The sequence below is a fragment of the Streptomyces sp. NPDC056347 genome (assembly GCF_042262625.1).
Taxonomy (GTDB): domain Bacteria; phylum Actinomycetota; class Actinomycetes; order Streptomycetales; family Streptomycetaceae; genus Streptomyces.
Genome location: NZ_JBHJQP010000052.1, coordinates 16,600 through 30,721, shown reverse-complemented (window position 1 = coordinate 30,721; position 14,122 = coordinate 16,600). Strand labels below are relative to the sequence as shown.

Here is a 14,122-nt window from a genome sequence, read left to right as displayed (position 1 = left end):
GTGACCGGTTCGGGGCCCCTCATTGCACCCCGGCGAGCCTAGCTCATGCCGATTTCCGTGCGGCGGGGAGCGGTGCGGCGAGGGCGGGGGCGGGTCGCGGGGCGGGGAACGGGGCGGGACGCGGTTCCCGTACGGGCGCCTGCTGTACGGGCGCCTGCCGTACGGACTTCCGTCGTACGGACTTCCGCTGTACGGCGACCAGGGCCGTCAGTACCAGCAGTACCCAGAGCACCGGAGTCGGCGCGCCCTCGGGGACGATGAAGCCCTGGGCGGCGAGTCCGAGGAGACCGGCGGCGGCGAGCACCGCGGCGGCGGCCACCCTGCCGGGGCCCGTAGGCGTCACCGCACCGGAATCGGAGCGGCGCCGGAATTCGAACCGGCCGAATATCCGGGTGAAGCACATCAGGAAGAATCCCGCGGCACCGACCCACAGCGGGATCATCGCGAGCCACAACGGGCTGCCGGGCGCCGGAGTCGCGTAGCCGAATCCGACCACGGCGATCCCCGCCGTCATGACGAGGGCCGGCATGTGCCAGAGATACAGCGTCATGAATCGCGCCCCGCACCATTTCAGGACGGCCGTGACGCGGGGGCGTCCGGCGCACCGGGTGATCAGCGGCCTGAGCGTCAGCCAGAGCCCGAGCTGTCCGGCGGTCAGCGAGAGCATCACCGCGGTCGGCGGGCTCATGTTGGAGACGGGGGCCCCGGGCATTCCGATCATGGACGCCGGATAGGGGCCGAGGAAGACCGCGGCGGCGGTCAGACCGAAACCGGCGGCGGCCAGGGCGGCGGCCGTCCGGCCGCGGAGCACGCGCAGGCCGCCGTCGGCGTAGTGGAAGCCGAGCTGGTGGGCGGCCAGCCAGACGAACAGGGCGTTCACGAAGCCGATCGCCGGGTCCACCTGGAACCGCAGCACGTCGACGGCCAGGGCGCACGCGGCGAGGACCCCGAGCACCCGCCAGCCGTGCCGGCGGTACCACCGGAACATCAGCGGGGTGACCGCGACGACCAGCACGTAGACCGCGAGGAACCAGAGCAGCTGCCCCGCGATCTTGCCCGCCAGCAGCACCGGCTGCCGGGGCACGCCCGCGCCGATCAGCAGATGGGGCAGCAGCAGCCAGACGGCGGCCAGTGGTACGACCGGCACGAGAAGGCGCGCGATTCTGCTCCGGAGCCACTCCGGCACGGAGGTCACCGAGCGGAACGAGTAGAAGTTCGCCGCGCCACCGGCGAAGAAGACCATCGGCATGACCTGCGTCAGCCAGGTGACGATCCACCAGCCGGGGCTGGCCAGTGCGTTACCGGTGCTCAGCCGGCCGTTCTCATAGGCCAGTACCGGCATGAGCCAATGCTGGGAAATCACCGCCAGCACGCACAGGGCTCTGATGATGTCTATGAAGGGATCGCGGGCACGACCGGGCGAAGGAGCGGGCGTCGACTGCATGTATTCATCGTGCTGTCAGCCCTTGACACAGGCAGTAAAGCGGCCCCCCGAATAGTCCGGGGGGCCAGCACCGAGCCCATGGTGGGGCTGTCCCCACCATGGGCCACCACGGGCCCGGTGCCGGCCGGGCACGGCGAAGGGCCGTCGTTCCCGAGCGGGGGAGCGGCGGCCCTTCGGCGACGTGTCCGCGCGCCGGTGCGACCGGTGCGCTCGTGAATCAGAGAACGCGGACCGCGCCCGACGGCGGGTCGTAGGAGAGCGGGCGCTGCACCACACCGGTGCTGGAGTTCTGCGCACCGACGAACTGGCCGCCGCCCACGTAGACCCCGACGTGGTACGCGCTGCCCGCGCTGCCCCAGTACAGGATGTCGCCCGGCTGGAGGTTGCTCAGCGAGACCTGGGTGCCCACGGTGGACTGGGCCTGCGAGACGCGCGGCAGGTCGATGCTGACCGAGCGGAACGCGGCCTGGACCAGGCCGGAGCAGTCCCACGAGTTGGGGCCGGTGCCACCGGGCACATAGGCGTCGCCGACCTGGGCCTTGACGAAGGCGATGACGGACGCGGCGGAGCCGGTCGCGTTCGACGAGACGGAGGTGACGCCCGTGGAGCCTGCGGACGCGCTGAGCGTCGTGCGCTCGGCGGTGCGGGAGGCACGCTCGGCGGCCTCGGCCTTCGCCTTGGCGGCGGCCTCCGCCTTCTTCTTGGCCTCGGCCTTGCGGACCGCCTCGGCCTTGGCCTTCTTGGCGGCCTTCGCGGCGGTGGTCGCCGCGGCGTCCTCCTGGGCCTGCGTCTGCAGGTCCAGGGCGACCTGCTGGGTGGCCTCGGCCGACGCCGCGACGGCGGTGGAGACCCCGGAGGTCAGGGTGGGCATCTCGATGGTCCGGGTCACCGGCTCGGCCTGGGCCGAACCGGCGGTGCCCGCCACGGCGATGGTGCTGAGGACGCCACCGGCGACTCCGGCACGCAGCGCCGTCTTCGGGGCGTTCCGGCGGGGCTTCCGGTGGCTGGGTATGTGAGCGGTGTGGGACATGAGTACTAGCGCTATCAGGGCCCCCGGCCTCCCATCAAGAAACGTGTGTTGCGACACAGTTACGTTCGGAATCTGTGAATCCGCTTTCCGAGGGGCCTTATTGACGCCCTAACGGGCAAAACGGGCACGCCCGATCACCGCTGTGATCACGGGCTTTCGGTAATACGTCCGAATTGCCCGCCACTTACCATCCGCTCACACTGATGGCCAAGCCCGCTTTCGGCGGGGTTCATTCGACGTGATGCAGGTCACAGTGCGATCGGTGCGCGAGGGGCGGTTATGCGCCATGCGTCCAAAATGGCGTCCGATCTGGCGAGATGCTCCGTTCATCCGTAAGAGCGTAAGTGTGCGCATACGCCCGCTTCGCTTCCCGGGTCGTTTCGCGTGAACGGGATCCGGCGGTGCGGGCATCGATGCCGGAGCGGGGGCGGGGAGTGGCGGGTGATCGGGAGTGCCGGGGGCCTCTATCACCCTGTGGCGTCCATCGCCAATTTGCTTGGTAGTGCCATTCCTTGATAGGGCGACACCCGTTTGACCAGCGGTAACACCCTCGGATGTCACGTCTCGTGATCACTCGGCCGCTTCGCGTGTGAAGATCACCGCTCATCCGACTTCATGATCCTTCGTCAGGTGGTGGAGATCACAAAGGCGTTGTCGTACCCCGTGTCGCAGATCACAGGATCGCGGGCATAGGATGCGGGGCAGTCGGGCTTGTGAACTGCCTCACATGAGCACGATCTTGGTGAGGCGGTGAGCCGGTCGCCCGATGCGGTCCAACGGTCAAGGACGACTGGAAGGAGCGAGGAGCGTGAATGCCTACGCGCCCATCCTCGTGCTCGGCGCCCTCGGGGCAGGGTTTGCGATCTTCTCCGTGGTCATGGCCACGCTTATCGGCCCCAAGCGGTACAACCGGGCAAAGCTCGAAGCGTACGAGTGCGGGATCGAACCGACCCCCACTCCGGCCGGAGGCGGCCGCTTTCCCATCAAGTACTACCTGACGGCGATGCTCTTCATCGTCTTCGACATCGAGATCGTCTTCCTCTATCCCTGGGCCGTCTCCTTCGACGCCCTGGGGATCTTCGGGCTCGTGGAGATGCTGCTCTTCGTGCTCACCGTCTTCGTCGCCTACGCCTACGTGTGGCGTCGCGGCGGCCTGGAATGGGACTGAGGGGCTGAGGAGCACACCATGGGACTCGAAGAGAAGCTGCCCAGCGGCTTCGTGCTGACCACTGTCGAACAGGCCGCCGGCTGGGTGCGGAAGTCCTCCGTCTTCCCCGCCACCTTCGGCCTCGCCTGTTGCGCCATCGAGATGATGACGACCGGGGCCGGGCGGTACGACCTGGCCCGTTTCGGGATGGAGGTCTTCCGCGGATCGCCGCGGCAGGCGGATCTGATGATCGTGGCAGGGCGGGTCAGCCAGAAGATGGCTCCCGTCCTGCGGCAGGTTTACGACCAGATGCCCAACCCCAAGTGGGTTATCTCGATGGGTGTTTGCGCATCATCGGGCGGAATGTTCAACAATTACGCCATTGTGCAGGGTGTTGATCATATTGTTCCGGTTGACATCTATTTGCCGGGCTGTCCGCCCCGGCCCGAGATGCTGATGGACGCGATCCTCAAGCTCCACCAGAAGATCCAGGGCTCCAAGCTCGGGGTCAACGCACAGGAGGCCGCCCGCGAGGCGGAGGACGCCGCGCTCAAGGCACTGCCCCTGATCGAGATGAAGGGGCTGCTGCGGTGAGCGAGAGCCGTAACCAGGACGAGCAGAACCGGAGCGGCGTGCCCGTGCCCCGCTCGGACACCGGCGAGGTCATCGGCGTACGCAAGGGCATGTTCGGCGCCGGCAACGGCGGCGACACCTCCGGCTACGGCGGCCTCGTCCGCACCGTGGCCCTGCCCGGCGCCGCCTCCCGCCCGTACGGCGGCTGGTTCGACGAGGTCGCCGACGAGCTCGAAGGCGCCCTGGAGGAGCAGGACCTCCTCCCGGAGAACGCCATCGAGAAGACCGTCGTCGACCGGGGCGAGCTCACCTTCCACATCGCCCGCGAACACCTGGCCCGGGTCGCCCGGACCCTGCGCGACGATCCCGCGCTGCGCTTCGAGCTCTGCACGGGGGTGAGCGGCGTCCACTTCCCCGGCGACAAGGGCCGCGAGCTGCACGCCGTCTACCACCTGCGCTCGCTGACGCACGGGCGGCTGATCCGCCTGGAGGTGTCGGTCCCGGACGAGGACCCGCACCTCCCGTCCCTCGTCGAGGTCTACCCGACCAACGACTGGCACGAGCGCGAGGCCTACGACTTCTTCGGACTGGTCTTCGACGGGCACCCCGCCCTCACCCGGATCATGATGCCGGACGACTGGCAGGGCTTCCCGCAGCGCAAGGACTACCCGCTCGGCGGCATCGCCGTCGAGTACAAGGGCGCCCAGATCCCGGCTCCGGACCAGCGGAGGTCGTACTCCTGATGTCTACTCCCCACGCAACGCCCCGGGCCACGACCGAGGGGACTGTATATACAGTCACCGGCGGCGACTGGGACGAGGTCGTCGAATCCGCGGTCAAGTCCGACGACGAACGCATCATCGTCAACATGGGCCCCCAGCACCCCTCCACGCACGGCGTGCTACGGCTGATCCTGGAGATCGACGGCGAGACCGTCACCGAGGCCCGCTGCGGCATCGGCTACCTCCACACCGGCATCGAGAAGAACCTCGAATACCGGAACTGGACCCAGGGCACCACCTTCGTCACGCGCATGGACTACCTGACGCCGTTCTTCAACGAGACGGCGTACTGCCTCGGCGTGGAGAAGCTCCTCGGCATCGAGGACCAGATCCCCGACCGGGCCACCGTCCTGCGCGTCCTGCTGATGGAGCTCAACCGGCTCTCCTCGCACCTGGTGTGCATCGCCACCGGCGGCATGGAGCTCGGCGCCACCACGATCATGATCTACGGCTTCCGCGATCGTGAACTGGTTCTCGACCTCTTCGAGCTGATCACCGGCCTGCGCATGAACCATGCGTTCGTCCGCCCCGGCGGACTCGCCCAGGACCTGCCGCCCGGCGCGATCGACCAGCTGCGCGAGTTCGTGAAGACCATGAAGAAGAACCTGCCGGAGTACGACAAGCTCGCCACCGGCAACCCCATCTTCAAGGCCCGCATGCAGGACGTCGGCTACCTCGACCTGACCGGCTGCATGGCGCTCGGCGCCACCGGCCCGATCCTGCGCTCCGCCGGACTCCCGCACGACCTGCGCAAGACCGACCCCTACTGCGGGTACGAGACCTACGACTTCGACGTCCCGACCGCCGACAGCTGCGACGCCTACGGCCGCTTCCTCATCCGCCTGGAGGAGATGCGCCAGTCGCTGCGGATCGTCGAGCAGTGCATCGACCGGCTCGCCCCCGGACCGGTGATGGTCGCCGACAAGAAGATCGCCTGGCCCGCCCAGCTCGCGCTCGGACCGGACGGACTGGGCAACTCGCTCGACCACATCAAGAAGATCATGGGCACCTCCATGGAGGCCCTGATCCACCACTTCAAGCTGGTGACCGAGGGCTTCCGCGTCCCGGCCGGGCAGGCGTACACCGCCGTCGAATCGCCCAAGGGCGAGCTCGGCGTGCACGTCGTCTCGGACGGCGGCACCCGCCCCTACCGGGTCCACTTCCGCGACCCGTCCTTCACCAACCTCCAGGCCATGGCGGCGATGTGCGAGGGCGGCCAGGTCGCCGACGTCATCGTCGCCGTCGCGTCCATCGACCCCGTGATGGGAGGCGTCGACCGGTGACCGAAGCACCCAAGGAAGTCAGTCTGGGGATGCCGCAGCTCCCCGCCCCCGCCTACCCGGCCGAGGTGCGCGCCAGGCTCGAAGCGGACGCGAAGGAGGTGATCGCCCGCTACCCCGACAGCCGCTCCGCCCTGCTGCCCCTGCTCCACCTGGTGCAGTCCGAGGAGGGCTACGTCTCCCGTACGGGCATGGCGTTCTGCGCCGACGTGCTCGGCCTCACCACCGCCGAGGTCACCGCCGTCGCCACCTTCTACACGATGTACCGGCGCCGCCCCGGCGGCGACTACCAGGTCGGCGTCTGCACCAACACGCTGTGCGCGGTGATGGGCGGCGACGCCATCTTCGAGCGGCTCCAGGAACACCTCGGCGTCGGCAACGACGGTACGGACATGACCACGGTCGACGGGAAGATCACCCTCGAACACATCGAGTGCAACGCCGCCTGCGACTTCGCCCCCGTGGTGATGGTCAACTGGGAGTTCTTCGACAACCAGACGCCCGAGAGCGCGACCGGCCTGGTCGACGACCTCATCGCCGGGCGCACCGTCGAACCCACCCGCGGCGCCCCGATCTGCTCGTACAAGGAGACCGCCCGCATCCTGGCCGGTTTCCCCGACGAGCGCCCCGGCGCCGTCGAGGCCACCGGCGGCGCGGGCCCCGCCTCGCTGGTCGGCCTCCGGCTCGCCAAGGGCGAGGAGCCGCACCCGCGCGTCGTCGCCCCGCGCGGCGAACGCCGGACTGCCGAGGAGGGGGAGTGATGACGTTGACGACCGAGCTCGACGACAACGGAAGCGGCAACGGGGACAGCCCGGAGAAAATCCTCGCCCCCGTCCTCTCCGCCTTCTGGGACGCACCGGAGTCCTGGACGCTGGAGACCTACCGGCGCCACGACGGATACGAGGGACTGCGCAAGGCCCTCGCCATGACGCCGGACGACCTCATCGCCTACGTCAAGGACTCCGGCCTGCGCGGCCGCGGCGGCGCGGGCTTCCCCACCGGGATGAAGTGGCAGTTCATCCCCCAGGGCGACGGCAAACCCCACTACCTGGTGGTCAACGCCGACGAATCGGAGCCGGGCACCTGCAAGGACATCCCGCTCCTCTTCGCCAACCCGCACAGCCTCATCGAGGGCATCGTGATCGCCTGCTACGCGATCCGCTCCTCGCACGCCTTCATCTACCTGCGCGGCGAGGTCGTCCCCGTACTGCGCAGGCTCCACGAGGCCGTGCGCGAGGCGTACGCGGCCGGCTACCTCGGCAAGGACGTCCTGGGCTCCGGGCTCGACCTGGAACTCACCGTGCACGCGGGCGCCGGCGCGTACATCTGCGGTGAGGAGACCGCACTGCTCGACTCGCTCGAAGGGCGACGCGGCCAGCCCCGGCTGCGGCCCCCCTTCCCCGCCGTCGAAGGCCTGTACGCCTGCCCCACCGTGGTGAACAACGTCGAGTCCATCGCTTCGGTTCCCGCGATCCTGAACCGCGGCAAGGACTGGTTCAGGTCGATGGGCAGCGAGAAGTCCCCCGGCTTCACCCTGTACTCGCTCAGCGGGCACGTCGCGAGCCCCGGCCAGTACGAGGCGCCGCTCGGCATCACGCTGCGCCAGCTGCTCGACATGAGCGGCGGCATGCGCCCCGGCCACCGGCTGAAGTTCTGGACCCCGGGCGGCTCGTCCACCCCGATGTTCACCGACGAACACCTCGACGTACCGCTCGACTACGAAGGCGTCGGCGCCGCCGGTTCCATGCTCGGCACCAAGGCGCTCCAGTGCTTCGACGAGACCACCTGCGTCGTGCGCGCCGTCACCCGCTGGACCGAGTTCTACGCCCACGAGTCCTGCGGCAAGTGCACACCCTGCCGCGAAGGCACCTACTGGCTGGTCCAGTTGCTCCGCGACATCGAGGCCGGCAAGGGCCGGATGTCCGACCTCGACAAGCTGGGCGACATCGCCGACAACATCAACGGCAAGTCGTTCTGCGCCCTCGGCGACGGTGCCGCCTCGCCGATCTTCTCCTCGCTGAAGTACTTCCGCGAGGAGTACGAGCAGCACATCACGGGCAAGGGCTGCCCCTTCGATCCCGCCAGGTCGACCGTCTGGGCCGACGACAAGAACGCTCACCAGGGGGTGAACGCATGACAGTCACCACGAGTGCGCCCTCCGGGGGCGGCGAGGCGGCGATCCCGCCCGAGGACCTCGTCACGCTGACCATCGACGGCATCGAGATCAGCGTGCCCAAGGGCACCCTGGTCATCCGGGCCGCCGAACTCCTCGGCATCGAGATCCCGCGCTTCTGCGACCACCCGCTCCTCGACCCGGCCGGCGCCTGCCGCCAGTGCATCGTCGAGGTCGAGGGCCAGCGCAAGCCGATGGCGTCCTGCACCATCACCTGCACCGAGGGCATGGTGGTCAAGTCGCAGCTCACCTCGCCCGTCGCCGACAAGGCCCAGAAGGGTGTGATGGAGCTGCTGCTCATCAACCACCCGCTGGACTGCCCGGTCTGCGACAAGGGCGGCGAGTGCCCGCTGCAGAACCAGGCGATGTCGCACGGCGAGGCCGACTCCCGCTTCGAGGGGAAGAAGCGGACGTACGAGAAGCCCGTCCCGATCTCCACCCAGGTGCTGCTGGACCGCGAGCGGTGCGTGCTCTGCGCGCGCTGCACCCGGTTCTCCAACCAGGTGGCGGGCGACCCGATGATCGAGCTGATCGAGCGCGGCGCGCTCCAGCAGGTCGGCACCGGCGAGGGCGACCCCTTCGAGTCGTACTTCTCCGGGAACACCATCCAGATCTGCCCGGTCGGGGCACTGACCTCGGCGGCGTACCGATTCCGCTCCCGCCCCTTCGACCTGGTGTCCTCGCCCTCGGTCTGCGAGCACTGCGCGGGCGGCTGCGCCACCCGCACCGACCACCGGCGCGGCAAGGTCATGCGGCGGCTCGCCGCCAACGACCCCGAGGTCAACGAGGAGTGGCTCTGCGACAAGGGCCGCTTCGGCTTCCGCTACGCCCAGCAGCGCGACCGGCTCACCACCCCGCTGGTCCGCAACGCCGAGGGCGTCCTGGAACCGGCGAGCTGGCCCGAGGCACTGGCCGCCGCCGCCGCCGGACTGGCCGCCGCGCGCGGCCGGACGGGCGTGCTCACCGGCGGCCGGCTGACCGTCGAGGACGCCTACGCGTACAGCAAGTTCGCCCGGGTCGCGCTGGACACCAACGACATCGACTTCCGGGCCCGCGTGCACAGCGGCGAGGAGGCCGACTTCCTGGCCGCCCGGGTCGCCGGCCGCGGCCGGGACCTCGACAACACGGGCGTCACGTACACCTCGCTGGAGCAGGCGCCGACGGTGCTGCTGGTCGGCTTCGAGTCCGAGGAGGAGGCGCCCGGCGTCTTCCTGCGGCTACGCAAGGCCCACCGCAAGCACAAGCAGCGCACGTACGCGATCGCCTCGCACGCCACCCGCGGCCTCACCAAGGCGGGCGGCACGCTGCTGCCCGCCGCCCCCGGCACCGAGACCGAGTGGCTGGACGCCATCGCGGGCGGCGTCGGGCTCGACGGCGAGGGCACGGCGGCCGCCGAGGCGCTGCACGCCGAGGGTTCCGTGATCGTGGTCGGCGAACGGCTGGCCGGGGTGCCCGGCGGGTTCACCGCCGCGCTGCGGACGGCCACCGCGACCGGGGCGGCGCTGGTGTGGATCCCGCGCCGGGCCGGGGAACGCGGTGCGGTGGAGGCGGGCGCGCTCCCGTCGCTGCTGCCCGGCGGCCGTCCGGCGACCGACCCGCGGGCCCGGGGCGAGGTGGCGTCCGTGTGGGGCGTCGGCGAACTCCCCTCCCGCTTCGGCCGCGACACCGGCCAGATCATCGAGGCCGCCGCCACCGGCGAGCTGGCCGCGCTGCTCGTCGCCGGCGTCGGGACCGCGGACCTGCCGGACCCGGCCCGGGCCCTGGAGGCCCTGGACCAGGTCGGCTTCCTGGTCTCGCTGGAGCTGCGGCCGAGCGAGGTCACCGAGCGCGCCGACGTGGTGCTCCCGGTCGCCGCGGTGGCCGAGAAGCCCGGCACGTTCCTCAACTGGGAGGGCCGGGTGCGGATGTTCGATGCCGCGCTGAAGCCCGAGCAGATGACCCGTACGCTCGCCCCGGCCGACGCCCGGGTGCTGCACATGCTGGCCGACGCCATGGTCCGTACCGGGAACGTGGCGGCCGCCGCCCGCTTCGCGCTGCCGGACCTGAAGTCCGTACGCCGTGAGCTGGACCGGTTCGGCGGCTGGACCGGGGCGCACGGCACCGAGCCGGACGAGCCGGCGCGTCCGCTGCCCCGTCCCGGCGACGGCGAGGCCGTCCTCGCGGGCCACCGGATGCTGCTCGACCAGGGGCGGCTCCAGGAGGGCGACGAGGCGCTGGCCGGTACGCGGCACGCCGCGGTCGCCCGGCTCTCCCCGGCCACCGCCGCCGAGACCGGTGTGAAGGACGGCGACCTGCTGGCCGTCACCGGCCCGGCGGGCAGCGTCACCTTCCCGTTGCAGGTCACCGACATGCCGGACCGGGTGGTCTGGGTGCCGCTGAACTCCGTCGGCCGGGGCGTGCCGGCCGACACCGGCGCCCGGCCCGGCGGACTGGTCCGGATCGGCCCCGCCGCGCCGGGGACCCCCGACGTCACACCGGAGGTGGGGGCGTGAGCGCCTTCGCGCAACTGGCCGCGGCACCGCACAGCGCCGTGCTCGCCGCCGAGGACCTGTCGATGTTCGGCACCGACCCGTGGTGGCTCGTCGTCATCAAGGCGGTGTTCTGCTTCGCGTTCCTAATGGTGACCGTGCTCTTCTCGATCGTGTGGGAGCGCAAGGTCGTCGCCTGGATGCAGCTGCGCATCGGCCCCAACCGGCACGGTCCCTGGGGCATGCTCCAGTCGCTCGCCGACGGCATCAAGCTGATGCTGAAGGAGGACGTGATCGTCAAGCGCGCGGACAAGGTGGTCTACGTCCTCGCGCCGATCGTCGCCGCCATCCCGGCGTTCATGGCGATCGCCGTCATCCCCTTCGGCCCGTCCGGCAACGAGGTCTCGATCTTCGGGCACCGCACCACGATGCAGCTGACCGACCTGCCGATCGCGATGCTCTACATCCTCGCGGTCGCCTCGGTCGGGATCTACGGCATCGTGCTGGCCGGCTGGTCGTCCGGATCGACGTACCCGCTCCTGGGCGGTCTGCGCTCCTGCGCGCAGATGATCAGCTACGAGATCGCGATGGGCGCCGCGTTCGCCTCGGTCTTCCTCTACTCCGGGTCCATGTCGACCTCGAAGATCGTGGAGGCGCAGCAGGACCGGTGGTTCATCGTCCTGCTGCCGGTCTCGTTCCTCATCTACATCGTCACGATGGTCGGCGAGACCAACCGCGCCCCGTTCGACATGCCGGAGTCCGAGGGCGACCTGGTCGGCGGCTTCAACACCGAGTACTCGTCCATCAAGTTCGCGATGTTCATGCTCGCCGAGTACGTCAACATGGTCACCGTCTCCGCAGTCTCCACGACCCTGTTCCTGGGCGGCTGGCGGGCCCCGTACCCGATCAGCACCTTCTGGGAGGGCGCGAACCACGGCTGGTGGCCGATGCTCTGGTTCGTCATCAAGGTCCAGCTGCTGCTGTTCTTCTTCATCTGGCTGCGCGGCACGCTGCCCCGCGTCCGCTACGACCAGCTGATGAAGCTCGGCTGGAAGGTCCTGATCCCGGTCTCGGTGGTCTGGCTGATGCTGGTCGCCACCGTGCGCGCGCTGCGCAACGAGGGCTACGACTTCTCGAAGATCGTGCTGTACGTGGCCGGGGCGGTGATCGCGATCCTGCTGATCTCCTTCGTCGCCGACATCTTCCGCGACAAGAAGGACCGGGCCGCCGAGGCGGACGCCGGGCCGGAGCCGGCCTTCGACCCGATGGCGGGCGGATTCCCGGTGCCGCCGCTGCCCGGACAGACCCTGCCGCCGGTACCGCGCCGCAGGCGACGGGGCGAACGGGAGCTCGTTGTCAGTGGCGGGCCGGATACTCAGAGTGACGGAAACGCGAGTGACGGAAAGGAGGCCGACGGTGTCTGAGTCACCCAAGTCCTCGGGGGCCTCGGGGTCCGAGGGGGCCGCGGGATCCCCGGGATCCTCGGGGGAGAAGTTCCTGAACCCCGTCGCCGGTTTCGGCGTGACCTTCAAGGCCATGTTCAAGAAGCGGCTGACCGAGCAGTATCCGGAAACGCCGAAGGTGACGGCGCCGCGCTTCCACGGCCGGCACCAGCTCAACCGCCACCCGGACGGGCTGGAGAAGTGCGTCGGCTGCGAGCTGTGCGCCTGGGCCTGCCCGGCCGACGCGATCTATGTCGAGGGCGCGGACAACACCGACGAGGAGCGCTACTCCCCGGGTGAGCGCTACGGCCGCGTCTACCAGATCAACTACGCGCGCTGCATCCTGTGCGGACTGTGCATCGAGGCCTGCCCGACCCGGGCGCTGACGATGACCAATCAGTTCGAGCTCGCCAACACCACCCGCGAGAGCCTCATCTACACCAAGGACGAGCTGCTCGCGGGCCTGGAGGAGGGCATGGTCGACACCCCGCACGCGATCTTCCCGGGGATGGACGAGCAGGACTACTACCGGGGCCTGGTCACCGAGGCCGCCCCCGGTACGGAGCGTCAGGTCGCCGTCTCCAAGGGCGAGAAGCCGGACGGCGACGCCCACCGCGGGAACAACGGCTCGGCGCAGGAGGTGGGCGCATGACCGCCCTGGCCGCAGCGGCCTCCCAGACCTCGACCGGCGAGGCCGTCCAGTTCTGGTTGCTCGGCGTCGTCGCCGTGCTCGGCGCGCTGTCCACCGTACTGATGAAGAAGGCCGTGCACAGCGCGCTGAGCCTCGCCGGGACCATGATCGTCCTGGCGGTGTTCTACCTCGCCAACGGCGCGTACTTCCTGGGCATCGTCCAGATCGTCGTCTACACCGGCGCGATCATGATGCTGTTCCTCTTCGTGGTCATGCTGGTCGGTGTCACCGCCGCCGACTCGCTGAAGGAGACCCTGAAGGGCCAGCGCTGGCTGGCCGCGGGCTGCGGGCTCGGCTTCGGGGTCCTGCTGATCGCGGGCATCGGGAACGCCTCGCTGAACAGTTTCAACGGGCTCGCCACCGCCAACACCGAGCACGGCGGGAACGTCGAGGGGCTCGCCAGCCTCATCTTCACCAAGTACGTCTTCGCCTTCGAGATCACCGGCGCCCTGCTGATCACGGCGACGATCGGCGCGATGGTGCTCACCCACCGGGAGCGCACCGAGCGGGCGAAGACCCAGCGCGAGATGTCCGAGGCCCGGGTCCGCGGTGCACAGCTCCCGCCGCTGCCCGCCCCCGGCGTCTACGCCCGGCACAACGCGGTGGACATCCCCGGTCTGCTCCCGGACGGCACACCCGCCGAGCTCACCGTCATGGGGACCCTGCGCGACCGCGGCCAGATCCGCGACGTGTCGCACGAATCGCTGGACCGGCTCAGGGCGCTCGAGCAGCGCTCCGAGGAGCGGCTCGGCCGTGACAACGAAGAAGAGGAGGTCGCCAAGTGAACCCGGTCAACTACCTCTATCTCGCTGCCCTGTTGTTCACCATCGGCGCGGCCGGGGTGCTGATCAGGCGGAACGCGATCGTGCTGTTCATGTGCGTGGAGCTGATGCTCAACGCCTGCAACCTGGCGCTCGTGACCTTCTCCCGGATGCACGGCAATCTCGACGGCCAGATCATCGCCTTCTTCACGATGGTCGTCGCCGCCGCGGAGGTCGTGGTCGGGCTCGCGATCATCGTGTCGGTGTTCCGTTCCCGCCACTCGGCCTCGGTCGACGACGCCGGCCTGATGAAGCTGTAAGGGGACGTTGA

Annotated in this window: 13 protein-coding genes; 11 read left to right on the top strand and 2 right to left on the bottom strand. The window is 69.7% G+C overall.

Annotation, left to right across the window (positions count from 1 at the left end; genetic code table 11):
- Nucleotides 1-43: 43 nt before the first annotated feature.
- Entirely contained in the window at nt 44-1,444 is a 1,401-nt protein-coding gene (locus tag ACFCV8_RS14745) for an acyltransferase (protein WP_376685708.1), read from the bottom strand.
- Nucleotides 1,445-1,661: 217 nt separating this feature from the next.
- Nucleotides 1,662-2,474: a C40 family peptidase gene (locus ACFCV8_RS14740; RefSeq protein WP_376685707.1), complete on the bottom strand. Its 813-nt coding sequence runs from the start codon at nt 2,472-2,474 to the stop codon at nt 1,662-1,664.
- An 808-nt stretch (nt 2,475-3,282) separates the two neighbouring features.
- Here ACFCV8_RS14740 and ACFCV8_RS14735 point away from each other — a divergent pair.
- The 11 genes from ACFCV8_RS14735 to nuoK are packed head-to-tail and all read left to right on the top strand — an operon-like array spanning nt 3,283 to nt 14,111.
- A complete protein-coding gene (locus ACFCV8_RS14735) occupies nt 3,283-3,642 on the top strand; it encodes an NADH-quinone oxidoreductase subunit A (RefSeq protein ID WP_003967084.1) in 360 nt (119 codons plus the stop codon).
- 18 nt (nt 3,643-3,660) lie between these two features.
- On the top strand, nt 3,661-4,215 hold the full coding sequence (locus tag ACFCV8_RS14730; protein WP_352276005.1) for an NADH-quinone oxidoreductase subunit B family protein: 555 nt from the start codon (nt 3,661-3,663) through the stop codon (nt 4,213-4,215).
- Nucleotides 4,212-4,937: an NADH-quinone oxidoreductase subunit C gene (locus ACFCV8_RS14725; protein ID WP_376685706.1), complete on the top strand. Its 726-nt coding sequence runs from the start codon at nt 4,212-4,214 to the stop codon at nt 4,935-4,937. The genes ACFCV8_RS14730 and ACFCV8_RS14725 overlap by 4 nt, the downstream gene beginning before the upstream one ends.
- Complete coding sequence (locus tag ACFCV8_RS14720) at nt 4,937-6,259, top strand: NADH-quinone oxidoreductase subunit D (protein ID WP_376685705.1); 1,323 nt, start codon at nt 4,937-4,939, stop codon at nt 6,257-6,259. The genes ACFCV8_RS14725 and ACFCV8_RS14720 overlap by 1 nt, the downstream gene beginning before the upstream one ends.
- Before the next feature lie 29 nt (nt 6,260-6,288).
- The gene (gene nuoE, locus ACFCV8_RS14715) at nt 6,289-7,017 is read left to right on the top strand and encodes an NADH-quinone oxidoreductase subunit NuoE (RefSeq protein ID WP_376685721.1); all 729 of its coding nucleotides are present in this window, start codon (nt 6,289-6,291) and stop codon (nt 7,015-7,017) included.
- Nucleotides 7,017-8,393 carry an NADH-quinone oxidoreductase subunit NuoF gene (gene nuoF / locus ACFCV8_RS14710; RefSeq protein ID WP_376685704.1) on the top strand — a complete coding sequence of 459 codons (1,377 nt, stop codon included), beginning with the start codon at nt 7,017-7,019 and terminating at the stop codon, nt 8,391-8,393. The genes nuoE and nuoF overlap by 1 nt, the downstream gene beginning before the upstream one ends.
- Nucleotides 8,390-10,921 carry an NADH-quinone oxidoreductase subunit G gene (locus ACFCV8_RS14705; RefSeq protein WP_376685703.1) on the top strand — a complete coding sequence of 844 codons (2,532 nt, stop codon included), beginning with the start codon at nt 8,390-8,392 and terminating at the stop codon, nt 10,919-10,921. Before nuoF ends, ACFCV8_RS14705 begins: the two co-directional genes overlap by 4 nt.
- On the top strand, nt 10,918-12,321 hold the full coding sequence (gene nuoH / locus ACFCV8_RS14700; RefSeq protein ID WP_376685702.1) for an NADH-quinone oxidoreductase subunit NuoH: 1,404 nt from the start codon (nt 10,918-10,920) through the stop codon (nt 12,319-12,321). The genes ACFCV8_RS14705 and nuoH overlap by 4 nt, the downstream gene beginning before the upstream one ends.
- On the top strand, nt 12,314-12,991 hold the full coding sequence (gene nuoI / locus ACFCV8_RS14695; protein ID WP_376685701.1) for an NADH-quinone oxidoreductase subunit NuoI: 678 nt from the start codon (nt 12,314-12,316) through the stop codon (nt 12,989-12,991). Before nuoH ends, nuoI begins: the two co-directional genes overlap by 8 nt.
- On the top strand, nt 12,988-13,815 hold the full coding sequence (locus tag ACFCV8_RS14690; protein WP_376685700.1) for an NADH-quinone oxidoreductase subunit J: 828 nt from the start codon (nt 12,988-12,990) through the stop codon (nt 13,813-13,815). The genes nuoI and ACFCV8_RS14690 overlap by 4 nt, the downstream gene beginning before the upstream one ends.
- A complete protein-coding gene (gene nuoK / locus ACFCV8_RS14685) occupies nt 13,812-14,111 on the top strand; it encodes an NADH-quinone oxidoreductase subunit NuoK (RefSeq protein WP_073785426.1) in 300 nt (99 codons plus the stop codon). The genes ACFCV8_RS14690 and nuoK overlap by 4 nt, the downstream gene beginning before the upstream one ends.
- Nucleotides 14,112-14,122: the final 11 nt, after the last annotated feature.

Coding starts and splice junctions, on each gene's coding strand:
- ACFCV8_RS14705 (WP_376685703.1), top strand. CDS start 8,390: ATGACAGTCACCACGAGTGCGCCCTCCGGGGGCGGCGAGGCGGCGATC.
- nuoE (WP_376685721.1), top strand. CDS start 6,289: ATGCCGCAGCTCCCCGCCCCCGCCTACCCGGCCGAGGTGCGCGCCAGG.
- ACFCV8_RS14740 (WP_376685707.1), bottom strand. CDS start 2,474: ATGTCCCACACCGCTCACATACCCAGCCACCGGAAGCCCCGCCGGAAC.
- ACFCV8_RS14690 (WP_376685700.1), top strand. CDS start 12,988: ATGACCGCCCTGGCCGCAGCGGCCTCCCAGACCTCGACCGGCGAGGCC.
- ACFCV8_RS14720 (WP_376685705.1), top strand. CDS start 4,937: ATGTCTACTCCCCACGCAACGCCCCGGGCCACGACCGAGGGGACTGTA.
- ACFCV8_RS14730 (WP_352276005.1), top strand. CDS start 3,661: ATGGGACTCGAAGAGAAGCTGCCCAGCGGCTTCGTGCTGACCACTGTC.
- nuoF (WP_376685704.1), top strand. CDS start 7,017: ATGACGTTGACGACCGAGCTCGACGACAACGGAAGCGGCAACGGGGAC.
- ACFCV8_RS14745 (WP_376685708.1), bottom strand. CDS start 1,444: ATGCAGTCGACGCCCGCTCCTTCGCCCGGTCGTGCCCGCGATCCCTTC.